Origin of the sequence: Rhodococcus sp. T9N, assembly GCF_024436645.1 — a bacterium.
Lineage (GTDB): Bacteria > Actinomycetota > Actinomycetes > Mycobacteriales > Mycobacteriaceae > Rhodococcus_F > Rhodococcus_F qingshengii.
This window is the reverse complement of the sequence record NZ_JAMSKS010000001.1, coordinates 496,553-521,695: the sequence shown is the minus strand read 5'-3', so window position 1 is coordinate 521,695 and position 25,143 is coordinate 496,553. Positions and strand designations below refer to the sequence as shown.

At 61.5% G+C, this 25,143-nt stretch carries 21 protein-coding genes and 1 pseudogene; 3 read left to right on the top strand and 19 right to left on the bottom strand.

Translation table 11 applies throughout. The features are described 5' to 3' along the window. Nucleotides 1-7: 7 nt before the first annotated feature. The 8 genes and pseudogenes from clpB to M1L53_RS02455 all read right to left on the bottom strand — a co-directional run bounded on the left by clpB (nt 8) and on the right by M1L53_RS02455 (nt 9,107). Nucleotides 8-2,641, bottom strand: a complete 2,634-nt coding sequence (gene clpB, locus M1L53_RS02490) for an ATP-dependent chaperone ClpB (RefSeq protein ID WP_054188357.1) — start codon at nt 2,639-2,641, stop codon at nt 8-10. After that, nucleotides 2,623-2,952, bottom strand: a complete 330-nt coding sequence (locus tag M1L53_RS02485) for a chaperone modulator CbpM (protein ID WP_054188356.1) — start codon at nt 2,950-2,952, stop codon at nt 2,623-2,625. The genes clpB and M1L53_RS02485 overlap by 19 nt, the downstream gene beginning before the upstream one ends. Further along, the gene (locus tag M1L53_RS02480; RefSeq protein WP_007735552.1) at nt 2,949-3,854 is read right to left on the bottom strand and encodes a DnaJ C-terminal domain-containing protein; all 906 of its coding nucleotides are present in this window, start codon (nt 3,852-3,854) and stop codon (nt 2,949-2,951) included. The genes M1L53_RS02485 and M1L53_RS02480 overlap by 4 nt, the downstream gene beginning before the upstream one ends. 6 nt (nt 3,855-3,860) lie before the next feature. Beyond that, nucleotides 3,861-4,385 (bottom strand): nucleotide exchange factor GrpE, encoded by a 525-nt coding sequence (locus M1L53_RS02475; protein ID WP_007735553.1) that lies wholly within the window; start codon nt 4,383-4,385, stop codon nt 3,861-3,863. An 8-nt stretch (nt 4,386-4,393) separates the two neighbouring features. Next, complete coding sequence (gene dnaK / locus M1L53_RS02470) at nt 4,394-6,268, bottom strand: molecular chaperone DnaK (protein ID WP_007735554.1); 1,875 nt, start codon at nt 6,266-6,268, stop codon at nt 4,394-4,396. A 1,072-nt stretch (nt 6,269-7,340) separates the two neighbouring features. After that, nucleotides 7,341-7,754, bottom strand: coding sequence for a heme-binding protein (locus tag M1L53_RS02465; protein ID WP_054188355.1), 414 nt, complete (start codon nt 7,752-7,754; stop codon nt 7,341-7,343). Next, nucleotides 7,751-7,882: pseudogene (locus tag M1L53_RS02460) on the bottom strand (DJ-1/PfpI family protein); the annotation flags it as partial. The gene M1L53_RS02465 and the pseudogene M1L53_RS02460, both read right to left, overlap by 4 nt. 85 nt (nt 7,883-7,967) lie before the next feature. Then, nucleotides 7,968-9,107 (bottom strand): glutathione-independent formaldehyde dehydrogenase, encoded by a 1,140-nt coding sequence (locus M1L53_RS02455; RefSeq protein ID WP_024487877.1) that lies wholly within the window; start codon nt 9,105-9,107, stop codon nt 7,968-7,970. A gap of 350 nt (nt 9,108-9,457) precedes the next feature. Between M1L53_RS02455 and M1L53_RS02450 the strand changes: the two genes are divergently transcribed. After that, nucleotides 9,458-9,754 (top strand): putative quinol monooxygenase, encoded by a 297-nt coding sequence (locus M1L53_RS02450; RefSeq protein ID WP_020971354.1) that lies wholly within the window; start codon nt 9,458-9,460, stop codon nt 9,752-9,754. 328 nt (nt 9,755-10,082) lie between these two features. Here M1L53_RS02450 and M1L53_RS02445 read toward each other — a convergent pair whose 3' ends face one another. The 9 genes from M1L53_RS02445 to M1L53_RS02405 form a co-directional block, all read right to left on the bottom strand. Continuing rightward, nucleotides 10,083-10,355 (bottom strand): hypothetical protein, encoded by a 273-nt coding sequence (locus tag M1L53_RS02445; RefSeq protein WP_020971353.1) that lies wholly within the window; start codon nt 10,353-10,355, stop codon nt 10,083-10,085. A 1,333-nt stretch (nt 10,356-11,688) separates the two neighbouring features. Further along, a complete protein-coding gene (locus M1L53_RS02440) occupies nt 11,689-12,216 on the bottom strand; it encodes an AAA family ATPase (RefSeq protein ID WP_007735561.1) in 528 nt (175 codons plus the stop codon). Between the two features lie 380 nt (nt 12,217-12,596). Next, nucleotides 12,597-12,776 carry a hypothetical protein gene (locus tag M1L53_RS02435; RefSeq protein WP_054188352.1) on the bottom strand — a complete coding sequence of 60 codons (180 nt, stop codon included), beginning with the start codon at nt 12,774-12,776 and terminating at the stop codon, nt 12,597-12,599. 191 nt (nt 12,777-12,967) lie between these two features. Then, a complete protein-coding gene (locus M1L53_RS02430) occupies nt 12,968-13,366 on the bottom strand; it encodes a limonene-1,2-epoxide hydrolase family protein (protein WP_251014328.1) in 399 nt (132 codons plus the stop codon). Nucleotides 13,367-13,410: 44 nt separating this feature from the next. Continuing rightward, a complete protein-coding gene (locus tag M1L53_RS02425; protein WP_054188350.1) occupies nt 13,411-14,547 on the bottom strand; it encodes a PDR/VanB family oxidoreductase in 1,137 nt (378 codons plus the stop codon). Beyond that, nucleotides 14,544-15,449, bottom strand: coding sequence for a metal-dependent hydrolase (locus tag M1L53_RS02420; RefSeq protein WP_030537143.1), 906 nt, complete (start codon nt 15,447-15,449; stop codon nt 14,544-14,546). The genes M1L53_RS02425 and M1L53_RS02420 overlap by 4 nt, the downstream gene beginning before the upstream one ends. Before the next feature lie 78 nt (nt 15,450-15,527). Continuing rightward, nucleotides 15,528-16,181: a TetR/AcrR family transcriptional regulator gene (locus M1L53_RS02415; protein WP_020971347.1), complete on the bottom strand. Its 654-nt coding sequence runs from the start codon at nt 16,179-16,181 to the stop codon at nt 15,528-15,530. 40 nt (nt 16,182-16,221) lie between these two features. Beyond that, complete coding sequence (locus tag M1L53_RS02410) at nt 16,222-17,412, bottom strand: CaiB/BaiF CoA-transferase family protein (protein ID WP_037133871.1); 1,191 nt, start codon at nt 17,410-17,412, stop codon at nt 16,222-16,224. Nucleotides 17,413-17,414: 2 nt separating this feature from the next. Beyond that, nucleotides 17,415-19,364 carry an NAD(P)/FAD-dependent oxidoreductase gene (locus M1L53_RS02405; RefSeq protein ID WP_051649580.1) on the bottom strand — a complete coding sequence of 650 codons (1,950 nt, stop codon included), beginning with the start codon at nt 19,362-19,364 and terminating at the stop codon, nt 17,415-17,417. A 153-nt stretch (nt 19,365-19,517) separates the two neighbouring features. Between M1L53_RS02405 and M1L53_RS02400 the strand changes: the two genes are divergently transcribed. Both M1L53_RS02400 and M1L53_RS02395 read left to right on the top strand, forming a co-directional pair. After that, a complete protein-coding gene (locus tag M1L53_RS02400; protein WP_231782708.1) occupies nt 19,518-21,164 on the top strand; it encodes a class I adenylate-forming enzyme family protein in 1,647 nt (548 codons plus the stop codon). Continuing rightward, nucleotides 21,151-21,831, top strand: coding sequence for a TetR/AcrR family transcriptional regulator (locus M1L53_RS02395; protein WP_007735574.1), 681 nt, complete (start codon nt 21,151-21,153; stop codon nt 21,829-21,831). Before M1L53_RS02400 ends, M1L53_RS02395 begins: the two co-directional genes overlap by 14 nt. Before the next feature lie 79 nt (nt 21,832-21,910). Here the strand turns inward: M1L53_RS02395 and M1L53_RS02390 are convergent, their stop codons facing one another. Together M1L53_RS02390 and M1L53_RS02385 are read right to left on the bottom strand one after the other, a co-directional pair. Beyond that, nucleotides 21,911-23,080 (bottom strand): iron-containing alcohol dehydrogenase, encoded by a 1,170-nt coding sequence (locus tag M1L53_RS02390; protein WP_024487884.1) that lies wholly within the window; start codon nt 23,078-23,080, stop codon nt 21,911-21,913. Between the two features lie 997 nt (nt 23,081-24,077). Next, a complete protein-coding gene (locus tag M1L53_RS02385; protein ID WP_042922072.1) occupies nt 24,078-25,094 on the bottom strand; it encodes a hypothetical protein in 1,017 nt (338 codons plus the stop codon). Nucleotides 25,095-25,143 lie beyond the last annotated feature (49 nt).

The window sequence follows — 25,143 nt, the reverse complement described above, 5'->3', positions numbered from 1 at the left end:
CCTCTTCTCAGGCCGCCGCGAAGGCGGGTTCGGCATACGCGACGGCAAGCTCGCCGCCGTCCACCGTGACGCTGATGGTGCCGTCCGGTTTGATCTCGCCGCGCAACAGTGCACGGCCGATCTTGGTTTCGACCTCGTGTGCGATGTATCGGCGCAGCGGCCGCGCACCGTAGACAGGGTCGAACCCGTGTTCGGCGATCAGTCGGCGTGCCTCCGGCGTGATTTCCAGGTGTATCTGTCTCTCCGACAACCTGTTTCGAAGGTCGGTGAGTTGCAGTTCCACTATGTACTCGATCTGGGGCAGGGTGAGTGGGGAGAACAGCACGATGTCGTCGACCCGGTTGAGGAATTCGGGGCGGAAATGCCCGCGCAGTTCTGCCATCACCCGTTCCCTGGCGTCCGGCTTGATTTCGCCGTCGGCTGTGACCCCGTCGAGGAGATGCTGGGATCCGATGTTGGAGGTCATGATGATCACCGTGTTCCGGAAATCGACTTGCCTCCCTTGAGAATCGGTGATCCGGCCGTCGTCGAGCACCTGCAGCAGGGTATTGAAGACGTCGGCGTGGGCCTTCTCGATCTCGTCGAAGAGCACCACGGAGTACGGCTTACGCCGCACCGCCTCGGTGAGCTGGCCACCTTCGTCGTACCCGACGTATCCGGGAGGTGCACCGATGAGCCGACTCACCGTGTGCCGTTCCTGGTACTCGCTCATATCGAGGCGCACCATGTTGTCTTCACTGTCGAATAGGGCGCTGGCCAATGTCTTTGCAAGCTCGGTCTTTCCGACGCCCGTCGGGCCCAGGAAAATGAACGAACCGATCGGTCGACGAGGATCACGGATACCGGACCTCGCCCGGATCACAGCGTCCGCGACCAGTTGCACCGCCTCGTCCTGACCGACGACCCGCTCGTGCAGGATCTCGTCGAGCTTCAACAACTTCTCCCGCTCACCTTCTTGCAGCCGGGCGACCGGGATACCCGTCCATGCGGCCACGATCTCTGCGATCTCGTCTTCGGTGACCACTTCACGCAGCAACGGATTTCGGCCTTGTCTGGTGGCCAGTTGCTCCTCCGCCGCCTCGAGCCGGCGTTCGAGCTCGGTGATCTCGCCGTATCGCAACTCGGCTGCCCGATTGAGGTCGTAGTTGCGTTCGGCGGCCTCGGCCTCGACGCGCAACCGTTCCAAATCTCCTCGCAGTTCTTGCACCCGCCGGATCGCCTGCCGCTCCGCCTCCCATTGAGCGTGCCGGGCGTCTGCCTCGGCCCGCAGGTCGGCCAGCTCCTTGCGCAATTCTTCGAGGCGCGCCTTGCTGGCCGCGTCCGTTTCCTTGGACAGTGCGGCCTCTTCGATCTCCAGACGGGTCACCTTCCGGGTGAGCTCGTCGAGTTCGGCAGGCATCGAATCGATTTCGGTGCGGAGCCGAGCGCATGCCTCGTCTACGAGATCGATCGCCTTGTCCGGAAGGAAGCGGTCGGTGATGTACCGGTGCGAGAGGGTCACGGCGGCCACCAATGCACCGTCTTGAATTTTCACGCCATGGAACACCTCGAGGCGTTCTCGAAGTCCGCGCAGAATCGAGATCGCATCCTCGGCACTGGGCTCGTCGACGAGAACGGTCTGGAATCGACGCTCCAGTGCCGCATCGGATTCGATGTGCTTGCGATACTCGTCGAGAGTGGTGGCACCGATCATGTGCAGTTCGCCGCGTGCGAGCATCGGTTTGAGCATGTTGCCGGCGTCGAGAGACCCCTCGCCGCCGACCGAGCCCGCTCCGACCACGGTATGCAACTCGTCGACGAACAACAGGATGCGCCCCTCGGCAGCCTTCACCTCGGACAGCACGGCCTGCAGTCGCTCCTCGAACTCGCCCCGGTACTTCGCACCGGCCACCAGAGAACCCATGTCGAGCGAGAAGATCGTCTTGTCGCGTAGGCCCTCGGGCACGTCGCCGCGGACGATCCGCTGGGCGAGACCCTCGACAATCGCAGTCTTACCTACACCGGGGTCGCCGATCAGCACCGGGTTGTTCTTCGTTTTCCGGCTCAAGATCTGAGTTACCCTGCGTATCTCGGCATCCCGGCCGATGACCGGATCGAGTTTGCCTGCCCGTCCCTCGGAGACGAGGTCGCGCCCGTACTTCTCCAATGCCTCGTACGCCCCCTCCGGGGTTGCCGACGTGACACGCTGATTGCCGCGCACCTTCGTCAGCGCTGTGAGGAAGGCGTCCCGTGTGACCCCGTGACTGGCGAGGACCCGCCCGGCCGCGCTGGCCGATCCTTCCTCGGAGAGGGCCATCACAAGATGCTCCACCGACACGTAGGAATCCTTGAGTCTCTTCGCCTCCCGCTCTGCGGCATCGAGCAGCTTGGCCAGACGCTGGGTGATCATCACCTGACCGGGGGTCGCGCCGGGGCCGCTGACCTTCGGCCTACGCGACAGTTCACGATCCAGATCGGATCGAAGTGCTTCGACATTCGCGCCGGCCTGTTCGAGCAGTCGGGGCACCAACCCATCCTGCTGATCGACCAATGCGAGCAGCAGGTGCTCTCCGTCGACTTCGGTGTGGCCCATTCTGGTCGCAACATTCTGGGCTTCCTGCAAGGCTTCTCGTGACTTTTCGGTCAAGCTGCCGGTGTCCATGAGGATGTCCTCCTTCTGCGGGCCGCTGTTTCGAGTCTTTCGATTCGATCCAGCAGATCGAGCACGAGCCCGATTGCCGAGTAGTTGAGACCCAGACCCGTCCGCAGTCGTTGGATGCGTGCGGCGTGGGTCACTTCGGATGGGTCGAACGACATCTCTCCGCCGGCGTAGCGGTGGGCGTCGAGCAGTCCGAGAGTCACGAGTTTTCGTGCCATGTCCGGGTGCAGGCCAGTACGTTCGGCGAAGGCGTCCGGCGACAATCCGGTACGGCGAACCAATACGTACTGAGTGATCGGCGTTGAGGTGCTCATGTCTCTTTCCTCGGATTGAAGTTCGATTCGGCGCCCAACTGCTCGAACAGTTCGCGTTCACGTGCTGTCGGTTTCGACGGAACCATCACCTTGATTTCGGCGTAGAGGTTGCCGTTGGCACCGCGCGGATTCGGCATTCCCTCTCCGCGCAGGCGCAGCTTCCTACCAGTCGAAGAGCCAGGCACCACTTTGACTTTCGCCTCTCCGCCCGGTGTGGGAACGACGACTGTCGACCCGAGAACCGCCTCCCATGGCGATACGGGCAGATCGACGTAGATGTCCCGACCCTGCACGCGGAACCGTGAATGCGGTTTGATCCGCACCACGAGGTACAGATCCCCAGGCGGCGCGTCACCGTTGCCTCGGCCTCCTTGCCCGGCCAACCGGATTCGCTGGCCGTCCAGGACGCCGGCTGGAATGTCGACGTCATACTGCCGTCCGTCCAGTCTGAGAGTGCGTTTTCCGCCCTGATAGGCCTCTTCCAGAGCCAGTTCCAGTTCGGCCTCCTGATCGGCGCCGGGAATCGGTCCGAACCCACCGCCTCCGCCGAACATCTGCCCGAAGAGGTCTTCGAAGTCGACGGCACCCTCACCACCGACACCGTGGCCGAAGTGCACCCGTCTCCCGCCACCGCCGTACCCGGCGGCGTTTGCCCGCACCCGTTCGTCGTAATCCTCGGGTACATGCCGGAAGTCGTCACCGAATCGGTCATAGCGTTTCCGGGTGTCCGGGTCGGACAACACCTGATAGGCCTCGTTGACCTCCTTGAACCTGTCCTCCGCAGTGGGATCCTTGTTCACATCGGGGTGGTACTTGCGGGCCAGCTTGCGGTACGCCTGCTGAATTTCGTCGGTGCCGGCGCCCTTCGGTACGCCGAGTACTTCGTAGTAGTCACGGGCCATCGGTGCTCACCCCTCTGGGCGGCTGACGACCACCGCGGCGGGCCGCAACTGTCGCCCGTCCTCTCCATAACCCGGGCGCAAGACCTCGACCACGGTCCCGGACGGAAGGTCGGGTCGGGTTACCACACTGACCACCTCGTGGAGTTCCGGGGAGAACGGCACACCGGCCTCGTCGTGGCGCTCGAAGCCGAGTCGTGAGAGCACCTGTACCGCCTGGTCCCGGATCGCCTTCACACCTTCGACGACGGCCTGCGGATCGCTGCCTGCGTGTGCAAGCGCAAGCTCCAAGTTGTCCAGTATCGGCAGCCACGCCGCCGAAACCTTCGCTACTTCCGCGGCGCGTTCACGGTCCAGATCTTTGGCGTATCGCTTGCGCAGGTTGTCCAGATCTGCGACGGCCCTGCGCCAACGGTCCTCGAGTTGAGACAGCTCGTCTGCCGTCTCGGCGCGATCGGACTCGGTCTTGCTTTGATCCGTGTCGGCGCTGTTGGTAGTCGGCTCAGTCGTCGAATGATCTGCAGACATTTCCATCGTGCGCCTCAGCTTCGATCGAATTCGGCGTCGATCACGTCGCCGTCATCCGACGACGCAGCATCAGCGCCGCCTGCTTGCCCGTCGTCCGACTGGTCCGGCACAAGTCCGTAGAGCAGCTGTTGCAGCTCCGAGGTGAGTGGCTGAACCTCCGCGGGTGAAGCGCCGTCCTGCACGGCCTTTCGGGCGTCGGCAACCAGCATCTCGGCCCGCGCCTTCTCATGCGGCGGGGCACTGTCACCGAGTTCGGCGAGTCGCCGCTCCACTTGATACGCAACCGAATCGAGCCCGTTGCGCGCGTCGACCGCCTTGCGCAGCGCCTCGTCCTCACCCCGGTTCCGTTCGGCCTCCGCCAACATGCGCTCGACCTCACCCTGATCAAGGTTGCCCTGTTCACTGATCGTGATGCTCTGTTCCTTGCCGGTATCCTTGTCGCGAGCGGTGACGTTCAGGATGCCGTTGGCGTCGATGTCGAAAATGACTTCCACCTGGGCCTCGCCACGTGGCGCGGGGCGGATGTCTTCCAGCCGGAACCGGCCCAGCACCCGGTTGTCGGCCGCACGTTCGCGTTCGCCCTGCAACACCACGACGTCCACGGCGGACTGATTGTCTTCCGCCGTGGAGAACACTTCGCTGCGCCGTGCCGGGATCGTCGTGTTCCGCTCGATGATCTTCGTCATCACCCCGCCCTGCGTCTCGACGCCGAGGGACAGTGGGGTGACATCGAGTAACAACACATCGGAAACCTCGCCTTTGAGCACGCCTGCCTGGACTGCGGCTCCGAGGGCAACGACCTCGTCCGGGTTGACGCCCATGTGGGGGTCCTTGCCGCCGGTCAGCCGGCGAACCAGCGCCTGTACAGCCGGGATACGTGTCGAACCGCCGACCAGTATCACTTCGTCGATGTCGTTGGCGGCGACCTTGGCGTCACTCATGGCCTGCTTCACCGGGCCGAGGCACCGTTCCACCAGATCGGCAGTCAAATCATCGAACTTCGATCGCATGATCGTAGTGGTGAGATGTTTGGGACCATTCGCGTCAGCGGTGACGAAAGGCAGGTTTACCTGGGCCTGGGTCACCGAGGACAGCTCAACCTTTGCCTTCTCCGCGGCTTCGAACAGTCGTTGCAACGCCTGCGCATCCTTACGCAGATCGATGTTCTCCGCGCGCTGGAATTCGTCGGCGAGGTAGTCCACCACGCGTCGATCGAAGTCGTCGCCGCCCAAGTGGGAGTCGCCGGCCGTGGAACGAACCTCGACTACCCCCTCTCCGACGTCCAGCAGGCTCACATCGAAGGTTCCGCCGCCGAGGTCGAAGACCAGTACGGTTTCGTGGGTCTGTTTGTCCATGCCGTACGCGAGTGCCGCAGCGGTCGGTTCGTTGATAATCCGCAAAACCTCGAGGCCTGCGATACGGCCCGCGTCCTTGGTGGCGTTTCGTTGCGCGTCGTTGAAGTAGGCAGGAACAGTGATGACCGCTTCCTTCACCTTCTCACCGAGGAACTTGCTCGCGTCGTCGACGAGCTTGCGCAGCACGAGAGCGCTGATCTCCTCTGGTGCGTATTTCTTGCCGCGCACGTCGAAGCGGGCCTCACCGTTGTCACCCGCTACGACGTCGAAGCTGACCGCTTTGGCTTCCTCGGAGATCTCGTCGTAGTGACGTCCGATGAAGCGTTTCGCCGAGTAGATCGTGCCCTTCGGATTCAAGATCGCCTGCCGTCGGGCAAGCTGGCCCACCAGACGCTCACCGTTCTCGGTGAACGCCACCACCGAAGGCGTCGTCCGTGCTCCCTCCACATTGGAGATCACCACCGGCTCGCCGCCTTGCCAGCTTGCGATGACCGAGTTGGTTGTGCCCAAGTCGATGCCTACAGCAGTTGTCATGACTCAATTCCTTTCGATCGGCCCGGCCGTTGAGCAAGTGCGATTCCGCCCGCAACTTCGCTCGATGTCGGCAAGGACTTCGTAGTTCCCTGGTTTTGGCGAGTGGATTGGGTGAAGTCACGGAGACCGAGCAGGGCGCCGATAACGGCGCCCGACACCAATCCGTGGATGGCGGGCGTGAGGCTCGAGAGCGGCCGAGGGTAAGGGTTTCCGCCACTGTGCTTTGACATCACGCCCCTCAGCGTTGATGTTGTGGGGTTCGCCGGGCCTGTGTGTACTGACAGGGCCCGACCGCCGGTCAACCGGTTGAGCTCACGAACCACCCAGCCATGATGAGTCTTTTCGTCCACCTAAAGGGCGTCAACAACATTCGCCTGATGGGCGGGGCGCAACGGGGCAGTGGCGACCACACCTGCCCTTGATCGAAGATGCCCGCCGGAACCCGATCGAAGCGGCCATCGCATGAAACTCCGAGTATCGGCTTCGACACGAAAACTCGAGTGTCGGCCGCTACTGCGGTACGTCCACACTACCGCGGCGCATGCAAAAGGAGAACTCCCTTTGCGAAAGATCGTCACAGTCAGTGAACAGCAGCTCCGTTGAACCCGGACGAGATTCATTGTAGTTCTATCGAATCGCCTTGTGACAGAAAGGTAATGAGCCACTACTGGCCGGTTCCAATTGGTTGCGAGTAGGTGGCGAACACCCGCGTGCTGCACGGTTCAACGTCCCGTTCTGTGGCTGGTCAACAGACCGCTCAGGCGGGAGCTATTGCAATTCAACATGTTTCGGCCACCGTCACTACGGGACTTACGTGGTTCTCGTCTATTCCTGTGCTACATCCTTTGGCAGGATTTCGATCGAGGGGTCGGTTTGCTCTCGCCCCCGTGGTGGCGCAGGTGTGCCAGGTCTGGCCGTGGTTGTGTTCGTCTCGGCTCGGAGCCGCCTCAGGGATGCAGTACGACTTTGGTCCAACCGTCGTCGTGAGCGTCGAAATGCTGGTAGCCGGATTCGGTTTCGCCGAGCGGGCTTGGCCGGCGTCAATTCACCTGACGCGCGGATGAAACAGAGCTCACAGCGCCGCCACGGCCGCCTCGGCGACGGTCTTGTCCTGCTCCCCGGTGCCGCCGCTGACGCCGACAGCGCCCACGACCTGGCCGTTGTGCCGCAGAGGCACACCGCCTGTGAAGATCATGATGTGTCCGCCGTTGGAGGCGTGTATCCCGTAGAACTGCTCGCCCGGGCCCGCGTTGGCCGCGAGGTCCTCGGTCGAGACGTCTAATGCCCGCGCGGTGAACGCCTTGTTGATCGAGATGTCGATGCTGGCGATCCAGGCACCGTCCATTCGCACGTGAGCCACGAGGTTGCCGCCGGCATCGACCACCGCAATGTTCGACGGCGACTCGATCTCGGTGGCTTTGGCCTGTCCTGCGGCGATGATCCGCTGCGCATCGTCGAGGGACACCGAGGTCTGGTTCACGGTCATGACGCACCTGCCCCGAGCTTCGCGAACTGCTCGACGATGGCCTGACGGAACGCAGGAAGGTCGTCGGGCGAGCGGCTCGAGATCAGGTTCCCGTCGATCGCGACCTGTTCGTCTACGACTTCTACTCCTCCGGCCCCGTCGGCAGTCGATATCGCTATCTTCTTGCCCTGCAGTGGCATTGGCATCGTTGTGCTCCTCTCGGTTCTGGCCGTGTCAGGGATGCAGGACGACTTTGGTCCAGCCGTCGTCGCGAGCGTCGAAGTGCTGGTAGCCGGATTCGGCTTCGGCGAGCGGGAGTTCGTGGGAGATGATCCAGGAGGGCTTTGCCCGGTCTTCGTGGATGAGGTCGCGCAGTTGCCGGTTGTAGTGTTTGACGTTCGCTTGTCCGGTGCCGATCTTCTGGCCCTTGAACCAGAACTTGCCCATGTCGAAGGCGATCTTGCCGTTGCGCTCGAGTTCGTCGGGGCCGTTCTGGTCCTGGGGAAGGAAGATGCCGACCACCCCGATGTGGCCGGTGAAGCGCACCGAATCCACGAGCCGGTTCATCGTCATGGCGGCGTCCTCGTGGCCTTGCGGGTCGTGTGCCTGATAGCCGACGCACTCGCACCCCTTGTCTGCGCCTTTCCCGTTGGTTTGCTCGAGGACCTGCTCGACGGGGTCGCCCTTCGAGTCGTCGATGGGGACGACGCCGATCTCTTCGGCCAGGCGTAGCCGGTCGGGGTGGCGGTCGACGATCATCACCTTGCTCGCTCCCTGGATCATCGCCGAATACGCGGCCATCAAACCGACTGGGCCAGCGCCGTAGACCACCATCGAATCGCCGGGTTGCATGTCGGCCAGGCGGGTGCAATGCCATCCGGTGGGAAAGATGTCCGACAGCATCACGTAGTCGGTTTCCTTGTCCTGGGCATCCTCGGGCAGTCGCAGACAGTTGAAGTCGCCGAACGGCACTCGCAGATATTCCGCCTGTCCGCCCCAGAACGGGCCCATCCCCGCGAAACCGAATGCAGCGCCGGCCATCTTCGGATCGGGGTGCACCGTCAGGCAGAATGCAGTCAACCCTTCCTCGCAGTTTCGGCAGAAGCCGCAGCCGATGTTGAACGGCAAGCACACTCGATCCCCTGGCGATACTTTGACCACTGCATTGCCGACTTCGGCGACGATGCCCAAGTTTTCGTGACCGAGGACCATTCCGGGCTCCAGATCGGTGCGGCCTTCGTACATGTGTAGATCCGACCCGCAGATGTTGGTGCTCGTGATCTTCACCAGCACATCTGTCGGATTCTCGATCCGCGCATCGGGCACGTCCTTGACGTGGACCTCTCGAGGCCCGTCGTATACAAGCGCTTTCATCGCGGCACTCCCTTGTCTTGTAGCTGCGGCTTTCCGGTTTATCTCGTCGGCCGCAGGCGTCCACGCGTGAGCGACCGACCGAATGAATCGTGCTGTTCGGGGAAGGTCCACGGCGCGCAGAAGTGAAGACCGCACCAAAATGTCGGCGCACCAACATTTTTCCTGCCATCGACGCAACTGCGGCTGCATCCAGGCATCGCATTCCCTTACCATGGAGTCTCCTCCTTCGGCTCCACGATCGCTAGGGGGTTGGGATCGGTTTCCTCGAACGGTGGGTTTGGGTACCTTCCATTAACCGATGGATGGTGTGATGCTTGACAGTGTTCACCACCTCGAAGAGGAGATCCGATATGGCCACCAAGGCGCTGCTGGTCCGACTTGAAGCGAAGCCCGGCAAGGAAGAAGCGGTCGAGGAATTCCTCCGATCGGCACTGCCGCTCGTCGAGCAGGAGCCCGGCACGAAACCCTGGTTCGCGGTGCGGTTCGGGCCCTCGTCGTTCGGCATCATCGACGCATTCCCGGACCAAGCTGCCCGCGAGACACATCTCAATGGTCCGGTCGGCAAGGCCCTCGGCGAACGCGCCGACGAACTCTTCGCTGCGCCGCCCGAAATCAGCTACCTCGACGTTCTCGCTGAAAAAGTCTGAACAACCGACTGGAAAATGTCTTGTCGATGCCGGTCACATTCGGTTGTGAATACAGTTGTGCCACAGCCATACCCGAATCACGGTAGCTTTGCCGGCGTGCGCGGCTGTGGCGTACTGTCCGTCGCTCGCTTCCACCCAGGTATCGGTAGATCACGAGCAGGGACTCAGTCGAGCCAACTCGCTACCCGTGTAGGAAGAGCATTTCAAACTCGTTTCATTGCAAAGTGTCTCGAGTTTGAGGTGACCTTCCTGGAGTGAAGTAGGACTCCTTGTTCTTGGAGGAGGGCTTAGTGGAGCACCACGGATCATCGAGCAAGGACGATTGGTGCTAGTCCTGTTGGAAAAGATGGTCATAGACGATGGCAAAGGTGAGGTCGGATGGATTCACCATCACCGTGCGCCGGTCACCGACCTGGGGTGGCACGTTACCTTTGGGCGCCTCGCAGTCAGCGTCGAACGTGTCCAAACCCGGGCCGCTGATACGGACGGTCAGTTCGGCGGTGTCTTGGCCCTCGTTGAGGTCCCGGATGCGGTTGACGGCGAAAATTTCTGCAGTCGCTGCGATACCGACGGTCCGGAATCGCTTTCCTCCCAGCGCCATCCATAGGTACTGACTGCAAGCCCGATTCCGATCGGGAAGGTGAAGACTCCCCACTACACGGCCGGTCGATCGAGTACGTCAACATCCCGGCGGCGAACCGATGAGTTCGACCTGCCGCGGTTTGTCCGTGTTCTTGTTGGACAAACCGACACCCTAAGTGAGGGGGTGGTTTTCGGGTGGCTGTTTCAGGATTGAAAAGCGGTGATGCCGCGTCCCCGTGTGGTTGGCGTCGGAGCGGTGTGAGCCCGGATTGCCGTGGACTGAATATTGTTGCAGTCGTTAGCTGTTCGCCGTTTGATGCGATCTCGTTGTGTGCGGTTTTGTTGGTTGCCGACCATATCATGTTGCCGTTGTTGCAAAGCGCCAGTAGGTGTTTGTTGGCATCAACGATGGCTGATGTTGGAAACGACATGGACGATCTCCGCTGGCAAAGTATGTAAGGGGTGGTTGGTGCCCCTTGGAGCGCTCGGAATGCTCGTGGGAAGTCGCGGCCACACCTGTTGCCACAGAACCATGGCGATAGGTCACCTGTCGGGTCGGTGCCTGGCGCTGGAAAGGTTCGAACCTAGTCAACAGTTTCCGTCGGCAGTCACTCCCGGTCCTCGACACACTGGTGAATCCTGACACCCCGTGCCTCGTTCGTAGCTCCGTTGCTAACGGTTTCATCCCGTCGAGTCCAGGGAGAGGGGCAGTGTTGACCGACTGCTGGTGGATTGTTCTCAGCTGTCGAAAAGGCCATCTTTGCCCGGAATTTCAGCGCCAACTGTCGCGTAGTTTTTCGAAAGTCGCAGGTTGATCTGACAAATAGATCGGAATCTACAGCCGCCATCGCCTGAAGGTTGGACAAGAATCGGTCATGGTGGGATTCGGGGCGAGCACCAGCGATTATGTCGATGTTGGGCGGCTGCCGAGCGGTTACGGTGTTTGTCGAATCAGTCTCGGAGCCCGACGAACATCCGGCCACGACAAGTGCGACCGTAGCGAGAATCGCAACAGAAAGGATGGGTACGCGGCGACTGTCACGCTGGACTCCGTTTCCTCGGTTTCGCGAAACTTACCAGGACAACCGGCTCTCAGAATTCACTCTGAGCCACGAGATGCCTGTTTTCGATACCCTCCGCCAGAGAGTGAGCCCGGGAACGCGCGTTGGTGAGCAGCGCACTGCGGGGCGGCAAACTGAAGGGGCGGCAGCACCAGCTCACCCGAGAAGACGTACATCCCTTGCCATTTTAGAGACCGGCCAGCCATAAACCGAAGTTTCATCAGGTCGATCATCACGAGTAACGATCAGTACCAGCATCTTTCGAACGCACCCAGCTCGACGATTCCGGTGTCACTGCAAAGCCGAGAGAACCGTGTCGACCCGCCCACGGAGTGGGCCGTCAAGCTCGACAACTACCAGGGAGTCACACACCTGCATCGGATCGGCGTACACCAAATCCAGCAACGCGTCGTTCACCGCGCGCTGCAGCTCCGGCATCCCCACCGCAGGCAACTTCTGCACTGTTTCGACGGTAATCGGCACCACAACCAGCACGTCGAGAGTACACAGCGCGGACCTCACAATCGCCGCCTCGACTTCTGCCTCCGGATCGACACCACACGCCGACAAGTACGCCAGGAAGTCGAGCGGCGTGCGATCGAATACAACACCAGAAGAAGGTGTAGTCAGCAAGCGCAGTGAACGACGAAGCTGCGCACGGTAATCATCAGCCGAGGGTGGAAACTCGAACTCGCGCCCCTCCTCTTCGAGCACGAAATACGGTTCATCGACCCGAATGTGTCCCGCGAGGCGGCCACACAACTCGTCGACCAGCGTGCTCTTGCCGGTCCCGTGCGGGCCGGATACTCCAATACGCATTAGTGGGGCCCTCTCGAAGAAAGTTACGGAACTACCCGTCAGTTGAGCACCCGTCGACCGCCGGCTCGATACCGACCCCTGGATGCCCCGACCCGCCACCAATTCTCGTTGCACCTCGGTCGAGTCGTACTGAGGGTATCGAGGTGAGATCGGATCACCGTGGTGATCTGCTCGGAGTCGGTGGGCATCTTCGACGACTGCCTGCCCTCGGTAGTGGGATCTGCTGAACTTATCGTGCATCCTGAGAGCAGCACTGCTGCAAGGGCTCCGCCGAGGAGGATCGATTCCACCGATCGCCTGCGGTAGTGGTTTATGGGTGGATTCACCGAAACTCCTTCATTCGTGAACATGTTGCGCCCGGAAAGTCATCCAGCCGTCGGTCAGAAGACAAACGCGGCGGACAGCAGAGCAAGGCTGAGGACCGCGGTGGCATTGGCGGCGCGAACAAAGACGTACTGCTCCGCATCCTCTGCGCCGAGACACAGCGGGGTCAGCTGCAAGGCCAGAGACAACATCCCGGTGTCGTGTGCACCGAGAGCGAACAATTGTCGAGCATCCATCAGCGGTATCCAATCCCGTTGCAGTCCAAAGGAACAACGAGCTCGTCACATGCGCGAACGTAGGCTCGGCGAGAGTTCTCCGCACCAGCGGCCGAACTCCTGAACCGAGGATGCAGTCGAGAAGCTGCAGGGGGAGATTTCAGCATCTGGTGAGGACTCCCCGGCAAAATGCGACACAAAACGTCGCTACCTCAGGTTCGGGTGGTTGGGCCGAATCGCAATCCGCGGAGCAGTCGGCGGTAGGAGAAGCGGTCGTCCCAAATGCGAAGCAGGCCGTTTGCGAATGTGTAGTGGCCGTCTACGTCGAGGTGCATGGCAAACCATCCGATGCGGATGATCTCTCGTCGCCGGGAGGACACGGTGTTGTGGTCGGTGGTCATCGTGAGCACTTCCACGACCTCGTACCTGGTGATCAGGCGAGAGACGATCGTGAGCGCCCGTTCGACGCGTTTGCTTCCACGCACGCTGGGCAGGCCGGTGTTGCGCCATTCGATGTCGGGATCGACGAGTGCGCGCACGGCATCGGCGTCCATTTCCTCCAGTGCGATCAGCAGGTCCACCACCCGCGATGTCAGTTGATCGTCGTTCAACAGGTACTCCGGTTGTCGGGAATTGTGTTTTCTCATCGGTGGATTCATGTGGTGACCGTCAGGCAGGGACTGTTGCTCCGCGAAACGCACAGGAGCATCTTGCCGGCGGCGCGCTCGGCTGGGCTCAACGAATTGTCACGATGATCGACGTCGCCGTCGCTGACGTGGACCATGCAGGTGCCGCAGAAGCCCTGACGACATGAATAGGGGGCTTTCGGGTTCACACGCAGCACCGCGTCCAGTGCGGTCTGGTCGGCGGCGACATCGATGACTTGACCGGTGCGAGCCAGTTGGATACGGAAGGGTCGTCCATCGACGACCGGTGCGGCGGAGAAGCGTTCGGCGTGCACTTCCACACCGGGCTCGTTGCGCACACTAGCTGTGATCAGGTCCAGCATCGGGACGGGACCGCAACAGTAGATCGCGTCGCCGCTGCGGACATTCGGCGGGAGAAGATCATTCGCTGCGGGTAGGCCGTATTCGTCGTCGGTGCGGATGGTGACCCGATCACCAAACGGCGACAATTCCTCGAGGAACGGTAGTGTGCGGCGCTCGCGACCGACGTACATCAGCGACCAATCCAGGCCCATGCGCTCCGCCTCGCGGACCATCGGCAGTATCGGTGTGATGCCGATGCCACCCGCCACGAAGTGAACGCGCTTCGCGCGCTCGATTCGCCCGGGTTCGACGAACCCGAATGCGTTGCGTGGACCGCGAACGCCGACGACGGTACCGACTGGCAACTCGTCGTGCACCTCGTTCGATCCGCCGCCACCATCAGGAATCCGGCGTACCGCGATCCGGTAGCAGCGTCGATCGGCGGGATCGCCGCACAGCGAGTACTGACGTATCCGTCCCGAGGGCAGGTACAGGTCGAGGTGTGCCCCGGGATACCACCGTTCGAGGTCGCTGCCGTCAGGTGCTCGCAGTTCGATACTGACCACGTCGTTGTCGGTGGCCACCGTCGTGCGCTCCGACACCGTGAGCGTTGTCTTGTACTCGTCGATCCGGTTTTCCGGTGGCTCGTCGCGATGAATCAAGACCGCCAACTTGACCTGCGTGGAGACCAGGACGTCCAGAATGCGCAGAATCGAGTCGCGGCGCTTGCCGCGACGTAGGTCGACCGGGATCTCGCGGGGGGCCGGCCACCGCTGTGTGAGTTCGGGCGCGTTGGGTGTCATGTGTTGACCCGCTTGGCCGCTGGCGATTGCGCGACGTAGGCGAGGGCCTGGGCGGTGGACCCCACACTGTCGGGGTGAAATCCCGGCACGAACGTCGACACACCGCTCCAGAACCATTTCGATACACCAGGCACCAGTCCGCGGCGTCCGGCGCGGACGAATTCCAGTAGCAATCGTGGATAACCGATGTTCGGCGTGTTGGGGTCGTTGCGACTCAGATACATCGCAGCACGGAGCAACCACCCCAAAAAGATTGGCCACGTGATGATCATGGAGATACAGCGGCGAAAGTAGCCGACTCCGAAGTACGTGGCGACCTCGTGTGCCACGGCACGATGCTCGACCTCTTCGGCCCCATGCCACCGATAGAGGTCAAGCATCTGCGGATCCGCGCCGAATTTCTCCAAGTCCGCGTTCAACGCCCAGTCGCCCACGAACGCGAACATATGCTCCGAAGACGCGCAAATCCCGAGACGCTCGATCAGACGCTGCCGGATGGCCCGCGGATCGGGGTCGTCACCGACGCCCAAAGTTCTACGGAAGAAATACTGCATCTGGCGGTTGAACGGGGCCGGGTCGATCCCGTGCCGTGTGAACACCTGATTCATGACCTCGTCATGCGCCTCTGCGTGCAGCAGTTCTTGACCCATGAAACCGAGCATGTCCTCGCGAAGCTTCTCGTCGTGCACGTCCGGGAGGGCCTGCTCGAAGGCCTGGATCATCATCCGTTCGCCCTCCGGGATGACGAGGTTCATCGAGCTGAGGAGGTATGAGGCGATCGGCTCGTTCGGCAACCACACCAAAGGCGCTTTCTCCCAGTCGAAATCGACTCGCCGCGGACGGATCGCTACCCGGCCGGGCGGTGCGATCGGACTCTGTGTCAGTCCACTCGTAATTCGCATGACCACTCCTCGTTCATAAGTACGTAGCAGTACTTATGAATGAGCATGGCGATCTACCCTTGGCTTGTCAACACCGGACTACGAAGGGTTGGACGAGAGATCCAGTACCCGTTCAAGGAAGGACATGATCGGCGCATGAAGATTCATGTACGAATTCGACCCGTCAACCACCTGGCGGTAGAACAACTCGTTGCAACCGCCGATCGCCGCGAGAAACACTTCACGCCCCGGGGCTTCTGAAGACTTGGACGAGTAGCCGACGAGCAATGCATCGGCGAGCAGTTCCACGTACTCGTTGCGCTTCGCCACCCCGGCCGGGCCGGCCACAGGTAGGTCCACCACCCAGGCTCGCACGAACTCCGGTTCGGACGAACACGTCTCGAGATACTTCTCGATGACAGCCGAAAGCTGTTCGTGTAGAGATAAATTGGCGGTCGAGCTTTGTGTCGAGGTGATGTTGGAGACGATCACCTCGATGCCGGCGTCGATCGCCGCGATCAAGCACGCTTCTTTGCTCTCGAACTGCTTGTAGAAAGCTTGACGAGACACCCTGGCACGCCCGACGACATCGGCGATCGTGGTCGAGGCGATCCCCTTCTCCGCCGTCGACGAGATCACCGCACGCAGAATGCGATCGCGTTGCGCGTCTTGGACCTCGTCCACAGCCAGTCGGCCGCGGCCACGCGGCAACCCGGGGAGGTCACGATCGAACGATCCAGCCAGCCTGCGCATACCGAAATCGTAGCCCGCCTGGCGCCATCGGTTCTCTCGCTCACCACGTCTGTGGACCAACAGCCATGCGAGTGGACCGATGTCGAGTGGAATTGCCCCCGAGGTGCTCTGAGGCAATCTCCCATCGCGACACGGTTGCGTCCAGTTCGTCGTTTCTCCGTGGTGGGGCTGCTCCCTGTGACGAGTCCAGCCGTGGTGCGGCGGAGGGCATCGAAAAGCCTCCTGCATCGACGAAGGCCGTCCGCTGTATTGCATGGTCGTGGAGTGTTGCCTCGTGGAGTGTGAGCACGGGTGTGACACAAGCGTTCAGGCCGTCGAAGACCTCGACCCAGGCGTCGCGATCGTGTGTGGCGAAGGTTCTGCCGAAGCGTTCGGACAAGTCGTCCCAGTTCGATTGGTCCCAGCGATTCGGCAACGAGGCGGGATCCAATCCGAGTCCGAACACGAAGCGGTCGTAGTACACGTCTTCGAGGGCCCCTACCGCCATGTACCTGTGGTCTGCGCACTCGTACGCGCGGTAGAACGGGGCAGATCCGTCGAGGAGGTTGGTTCCACGACGGGCTGACCAGCGGCCGGCATGCTGCCACGATCGGACGAGCGCAGTCAACGAACTGGCGCCGTCGACCATCGCTGTATCCACCACCTGGCCTCGGCCAGTGCGTTCTCTTTCGTGCAGCGCGGCAAGTACTCCTACGAGCAGGAACATCGATCCGCCGCCGAAGTTCCCGACGTAGTTCAGCGGCGGTGACGGCGGCCCGGAAGCCGGTCCGAGCTGTTCGAGCGCGCCCGAAAGCGCAAGGTAGTTCAGGTCGTGCCCGGCTTCTCGGGCCATCGGTCCCTTCTGGCCCCAGCCACTCATTCGGCCGTAGATCAGCCCCGGATTGTCCTGCAGGCAGATCTCGGAGCCCAGGCCGAGCTTCTCCATCGTGCCGGGCCGAGAGCCCTCCATCAGGACGTCCGCTCGGCCGATCAGCCTGCGCACCTTGGCGAGATCTTCGGTCTTGGTCAGATCTGCAGTGAGTTCGGTCCGCCCTCGGAGCATCCCCGCATTCGCATCGTCGATTCCGTCATCTGCTCCCATCGAGATGGGGCGCACGATGCGCACGACATCGGCGCCAAGATCTGCCAACATCAGACCGGCGTGCAGTAGCGGCCCTATGGCCTCCATTTCAATGACCCGGATACCCGACAGCGGCCCGCCGTGCACTCCGCCGGTGGCTTCGTCCTGCATGATCACCCTCGCGCGGTCGGAGTCGGGACCGACTCGGAGCGTGCCGGCTCGGTACGAAAATCTGCCGGGTCGACTCGGTAGGTCATGGCCCAGTAGTCGTTGATCCGCCATGGAAGGACCGACACGACGCGACCGTCCGGGTTTCGGTACCAGTTCTCCATTGCCGGATGGGTCCAGACCATCTGTGCGTGCTGTCGGTCGACGGCCTCGTTGTATCGATCGTTGACCTCGGCCCGGCACTCCATCGCGCCTAGGTTTTCCGATTGCATCAACTTCAAGGCATCCATGATGTAGCGGACCTGACATTCCAGGATCGTGATGAAGCTCCCCCCATGTCCCAGGCCGGTGTTCGGTCCGGTCATGACGAAGAAATTGGGGAAGTCAGGAACTGTGATTCCCAGGTAGGCGCGCGCGTCGTGCTCGCCCCAGATTTCTCCGGTGGACCGGCCGGATCGACCGACGATGTCCATCGGGTAAAGAACGCGCACACTGTGGAAACCCGTCGCCATGACAATGACGTCCAGCTGGTGCTCGACGCCGTTCGTGTCGACGAGTCCAGAAGGTGTCAGGGCGTCGACTCCGTGGGGCACCAGTGTGACGTCGGGCTTACGAAGCATCGTGAACCAGCCATTGTCCAGCAGCATTCGCTTACCAAAGGGCGGATAGTCCGGAAGAGATGCCTCGATCAGATCTGTTCGATCACCCAGCTGATCGCGGAGATAGCGTTCGTAGAACTTGCGATGACCATGGTTGGTCGCATTGATCGAGGCGCTCGGCTCTGGCCAGTCGGGGTCGACCTGGAGGGACGAGTACACCTTGTCGTTGAAGATCCACGACAGACGCGCCCGGTACCACTCGCGATAGCCGGGGATGTTGTCCATCAGCCAGTGGACGCCGTCGTCGATGGTCGTGAAGTAGTCGTCGTTCGGTGCGATCCACTGTGGTGAGCGCTGGAAGATCGTCAGCGATCCGACACGATCCGCGATGGCCGGGCCGATCTGCATAGCACTGGCTCCGGTACCGACGATGCCCACTCGCTTTCCGCGGAGCGACTCGGGATCGTCGAGCTCGTTCGGCCACTCGGCGGAGTGGAAGAGGCGACCACGGAAGGTCTCGATTCCCGGTAGATGCGGGATCTTCGGACGATTGAGCAGACCGACCGCGCTGATCAGGATGGGAGCCTCGAGGGTCTCCGGCGCCTCACCTGGTCGCTGGACGGACACACGCCAACTCTGTTTCGACTCCTCGAACTCGGCGCGCGTCACCTCATGGCGGAAGCGGACATTGCGCCGGATGTCGTTGGCCTCCGCAAAGTCCTCGAGATATCCCTGAACCTCGTCGCGCTTGCCGAAATGGGTCGACCAGTTACGAGGGAACGACGAGATCGAGTAAAGGTGGCTCGGTGTATCAACTCCGGCGCCCGGATAGCGGTTCTCCCACCATGATCCGCCGACGTCGTCGTTCTTCTCCAGGATCACGTGAGGGATTCCAGCGCGGGTGAGCTCGACGGAGGCCAGCATCCCCGCGATGCCGGCTCCGATCACGATGGCGTGGAGTCGCTCGTCGCACTTGGCGGTGGCAGGCTTGATCTGCGGACCATTGACTATCTCTGCCATCATCGGCGCGAAGTCCGGCGGCACGGTCTCGCTGCAGGTGAAGTTGAGGATTCGCTCGACTTCCGAGCTGTCCAGCGTCCGCCGGGACGGCTCGTCCAGCGTCCACCAGCGTTCCACTGCGTCGATCAACGCGCTCCGGATTTCGGACTGAACGTCCTCCGGAAGTCCTCCCGTGGAGTTGTCATCCATGCCCCGACTGCGCGTGGGTTGATAGCGGGGTGCCACCCACCGCTCATCGGCGGTCAGCTCCAGCAACACGGCGAGCATGGTCGGAACGTTGCCCCGTAACACCGCCGAACGCAGGTGGTCACGGTCCAGGTCAGTGACGATAGTCATGTCATGCAGGCTAACAGCCGTTAGCGACACAACCAAGTGTGATTTCGATATTCCCATTGTTGCTTGGAAACTCTGCTTGACCCGCGTGGATGCCGATGACAGTATGAGCCACATCATACTAACCGCGGTAAGCATTCAGGAAGTTGAGGAACCATGGATCTGTCGACAAGTGTCGAATCGGATGCCACTGATGTGCGACGGAGTTCAGGTCCGCTTGTCCGATCCCTCACAGCGACCCAGTCGTCACCGCTAGGGCGAGCGACGTTGGGCGACCAGCTACGCCGCCACTCGCAGAGTCGATACTCGAAGCCGGCGATCGTGTCGTATGCCCCAGGTGGTCGACGCACCGTGACCACCTACGGTGCGCTCAATCAGGATGCCAACCGGGCATCCCATATGTTCCTCGGACTCGGTGTTTCCCGCGGTGACCGGGTCGCCGTGATGGCCCGCAATCGCGTGGAGTCGATCGTCGCCTACTACGGTGCTCTCAAAATAGGGGCGGTGTACTCCGGCATCAATGTCCTTTTCGGACCGAACGAAGTGGCTCAACAGATCGGGCACCTCGAGCCCGCGGTTGTGGTCGTGGCCGCGGAATTCCTGCCATTACTGGAAGAAGCGCTGGCGGGACTCGGTACCCGCCCCGAAATCGTTGTTCTCGACAGCACGGACGAGTTCGGCGGTCACTGCTTCGATCAACTCCTCGCGTCCTCGTCGCCGACAGAGCCGGATTGCGATGTCGACGAGCACGATCTCGCAATGATCGTGTACACCAGTGGAACCGAGGCGGCTCCGAAGGGCGTCATGCTGCCGCATCGCAACTACCTGGTCTCCACCGCACCTGCGTACACATGGGGACTGCGATGCCTGGACGATGACGTCTGGCTCTACGTCATGCCATTCCACACTATTGCCGGAATCGGCTCCCTGACCTCGCTCCTGCTATTGGGAGCGACGCTCGTGCTCCCGGCCAGCCTCGCGCCTGCCGACGCTTTGCACATGATCAAAGCGGAGCAGATCACCGTCCTGGCTCAAACCCCGACGTTCTTCATCTCGCTCGCAGATCATCCTGACTTCGGTCCTGAGACTGTCGGGACCATCCAGCGCTGCCTGACCTATGGAGGTCAGGTCTCGCCGCGAACGGTGGACGCATGGCACCACGCGGCGCCCGCATCGGTGTGGGGCACCTACTGGGGTCAGTCCGAGTTGACGCAGTTGGGCTCCGTCGGCTGGTTCAAGCGACTCGAGGACATTCCCGATCAGGATCCGACCTGGATCGGCAAGCCTGTAGGCCATCTCGAGGTCAAGGTGGTCGATGCCGACGGAAATGAAGCAGAGCGAGGTGAACTCCTCTGTCGCACGCCGTCGGTGATGCTGGGTTACTACAAGGATCCCGAGAAGACCGCCGCTGTCCTCGACGGTGGTTGGGTCCACACCGGCGACATCGTACGTCGCGATTCGGAGGGCAACATGTTCTTCCTCGATCGCAGCAAGGACATGATCAAGACGGGCGGCTACAACGTGTCCTCGCAGGAGGTCGAGCGCGTACTACAAGCCCACCCCGAGGTGTCGCGCGCCGCCGTCGTGGGACTTCCGGACGAATACTGGTCCGAGGCGGTCACAGGCTTCGTCATCGTCATAGACGGCAGCGACCTCACCGGCCAGGAGTTGCGAGACCACTGCAAGACCGTGCTCGCAGGCTATAAGGTTCCAAAGGCGATCAAGATTGTGGATGAGCTGCCCACGGACCCTCAGGGGAAGCTGCTCAAGAGAGAACTACGCCGCCTGTATGCAAAGGACTGAAACGCTGAACATCGATCCTGCCAGCAGCGCGACACCCGGATCCGGTCGACCACGGCTTGAAGGGCTTCCAAGCAGACGTGACGACATACTGGCCGCGGCGGCCGAATACTTCGCTGATCAGGGCTACCACTCGGCAGGCATGCGTGGCATCGCAGATTCGGTGGGAATCAAGGGCGCGAGCCTCTACAACCACTTCACCTCGAAAGAGGAGATCCTCTACGCGATCGCGCTCAAGATGACCCGGGACCCGGTCGAGGAGCATCTACTTGTCCTCGACGAGACTGGAACTCCGGTCGAGCGACTCACCTCGCTGATCGATGTTCATCTGCGGTATTTGGCGATGAACAGGGTCGAGCATCTGGTAAGCCTACGAGAGATCTCGGCGCTTACCGACGAACACCGTATGAGGGTGCTCGAGTACCGCAAGTACTACCAGAGGCGTGTGCGCGATGTGATTGCTGCCGGGGTCCGCGCCGGAGAGTTCGAGATCGCCGACCCACAGCGTGCGGCTGTTGCGGTGCTCGACCTCATGAATGGCGTGAGCTGGTGGCTTCGAGACGACCACGATATCGAGGCGCTGGTGGCAACCTACGTGGATTACATCGTCGTCGGAATTCTCCGTCACCGTCCCGGAACGCAGAGTGGTAACGGCGGTACGCCCAGCTGACGGTTACGCCCGTTCAGCCCGAAAACAGGTGATCCCCCTCCACCCGACGTGGAGGGGGATCACTTGTTTTCGAGCTCGATCAGAGTGCCCGCCGCAACAAAGGAACCAAAGCATCCGGATTCGCGATGGGGTTCGGGTTGGTCCCGCACCAGATGTCCTTGAACGTGTACGTAGCCAGACTGGGGAGGTCGTTTTCGGTCAGTCCGACTTCTCCCAGCGATCTCGGCATGCCGAGCCGCCGGATGAGCGAGTCCGCCAACTCGTGTGCGGGCGTTTGCGGCGCACCCAAGGACGCACTGATCAGCGCCTGGCGATGCTCGTTGACTTCGCGGTTGTACTCGAGCGCGAAGGGCGCCATGACGCAGGAGGTGTACCCGTGTGGGACGTTGAACGAGCCGCCGAGTGCATGCCCGACGGCATGGCTGACGCCCATGTCGAGGCCTGCGACGATCGCGACCATTGACGACCACGCACCGACCTGGCACATCAGCCGCGCATCCACGTCGTCGGTGTTCTCCTTCACTCGGACGAGTCCTTCGGAGAGCAGTCGTATGGCATTCATCGCCATCCCGTCGTAGTACCCGTTCGATTCGAGTGAGCCCAGGGTCTCGAAGGCGTGGTCCAGTGCGCGAACCCCGGTCGACAGCCACAGCCACTCCGGAGTGTGCAGCGTGAGTGCAGGATCGAGGATGACAGCCTTCGGGGTCATCGCCGGATGCAAGTAACCCTCTTTGACGTTGCTCGTCTCATCCGTCGACCCGGCCAACGCGTTGAACTCACCTCCCGCCAGGGTCGTGGGCGCCACCACTACCGGGATCTTCGGGGCGGAGAAGGTGGGGGCGGTCACCGATGTGTCGGGATTGACCTGCAGGTGGTAGGCGTCCATTTGTGATGCTTCGCGAACTCCGTGCTCCAGAGTGATTGCAAGGATCTTCGCCAGGTCCGTCGCCGATCCGCCGCCCACGCACAACAGCATGTCCGGATCGGCGTCGGCAGCAACTCGGGTGGCAGCAATGACGTCTTCGCGCGGTACATGAGGTCGAACCGCATCGAACAGTCCCACGAATCGATCACCCAATGCCTCGATCACCCGAGCGATCTCGTCGGTCTGCGAGTTGAGCGTCCCGCTACATACGACGAAGACTCGGTTCGCCCCGAGCAACTCTGCTTCCTGGGCCGCGGCCTCCGCGACCGGAGCGCCAATGCGGACTCTCTCCATGGACGGCAGAGAGACAAGTGATGACTGCACGGCAATACCATCTTTCTTTCTTGATCCTCAATCCACCACGACGTCGTCAAGAGCGCTCAGCTCTCGCTCGGTCTGTTCAGGAGTGGGATAGAGCGTGGATCCGGCGCTGGGAAATGTCTCGCACCCCGTCGCAGGCTAACAGTGGTTACCCTATAGGAGATTTGTGGCGCACGCCACAATCGTTTGTCTTTTTGGCCAGCGGAACCAGAGGGTGAGGTTAGTCCGTGGGCGTCAATACTGACTTGATCTGCAGTTTTTCAGAAATCCTCATGGCTCCCGGCGGCGCGCCGTTGCATCTCCAGTGGAGGGCGAGAATCGGTTACGGTGGATTCGAGCCCCAAAATGTCGAAGTACCTAACAGCCGATTGCCTAATTTCGGGAACAGCTGCGCGATGACGCCTGGGTTGAGTACTGGGGCTGTAGCCATCACTGGCACTCTTGTGACGGACGCCGAATCCAGTGCGCACCCTTCCCTGCACTCAGGTGCATGGTGTCGACGGCGCGACATGCATCGACTTCGCCGTGGAGAAACGCCTCGAACTCGCCTTGGTCGGAACAGCGGCACTGAGGTGAACAATTATCGCGAGGCGTGCCGCGGGCCGATCCCGCTGCAAAGAGACTTTGCATATCGGGGACGAAGGTTCTTCTTCCGAGATTCACTCCGCCGAAGCTGACCATTGCAGTCGGTCCGGCAAAGTTAGTCGAGACCCTCGGCTTCTGCTGGGGCTTCGAGACTGGGCATACCCACGGTAAATCCGCTGCCGCCGCACGACGCGAACTGTTTCTTCGACTGGATGGACCGTCAGCTAGAGGACATGATTTTCGGGGTTCGATTACGTGCGTATCGAAAGGAGGTGCTGCGTTGTCTGCGTGAGCAAGGGGGCACCGAAGAGGAGAGCACGATGATGTTGCGTCACTTCGGTTCTGAGAGCGCGGTGCCACATCGGCAACCACCCTTCTGCTTGCCGCGCCACACTCGCCGGAGGCTCTGGTCGTGTCACTCGCCCTCGATCAATGGATCTTCCAGTTCGAGAAGCGCGACCTCGTCCGGATTCAAGTTTTCGTTCGGATCCACGGATCGGGTCAACCGGTCGTTTGGACCCAATTCGTCTGGCGCCTGGATGATCTGAAGACCTCGTGCCAAGATCTCGACTCGTCCACGGTTCTCGTTGCTCGTGAGATCTGCTGCGAAAGCAGCAGCTACGGCGTCGCGTGCCAGAGCCTCCGCCAGGTCCCAATCATGGATGTAATCCTCGACCGAAAGGTTCGCTTCTCGCCGGCTCAGCGCGGCCGAAGTGCATCCTTGAAAGTAGAGAGCGACCAACTCCTGAGCGCCGTCCCACTCCGCCTCCAGGCCGAGGGCTACCGTGTTCTCCCGCAACGCGGATCGAAGGTCGAGCGCGTCAGCTGCTCTCATCGGGGGTGACGCGCGCACCTTGCTCACGTACTCCTCGAACCCGATCACGGCGACAGTCCCGACGACATCGATTACTGCGGGCCAATTCGGCCCCAGATGGCTGGCGAGGTCGACGTCCGTGATGGTTGTCGACTCGATGTGCCGGACAAGCGAATCGAGCGAACGATCTGCGTCGTCGTAGAGTCCATCTCGTTGCGCCTGACGAAGCCACTCCGCTTCTGCGACTATCGCATCTCCGGGAATCGAACCGGCGTTCTCGAAAGCTTCATCAATGGATAGCTCAGTACCGACAGCGACTTGGGGCCCCCAAGCCGCTCCGTTGACTCGCAAGAGCTGCGCAGCAGTCTGTACCACGTTCGTCAAACGAACCGACGCGTCAGAAGAGCGACGCAACGTAGCTGCATCGGGCCTCGACGGGATGGGTTCACACGCTGGATTGTGCCGTCCACGTTCCGCTTTCGTGATGGTCTCTTCGATATTCGCAGAGGATGGGCGTGCAGCGAAGATCTTCGATACACCGATAGCACCAGCAGTAGCCACAGCGATGATCAATCCCGCTGCAACGAATTTCGCCCTCCGGGTCGGTACCGCATGCATGCTCTTGATTCCCCTTCGGTGTGCCCCGGACGATGCGAGCGAAATATCG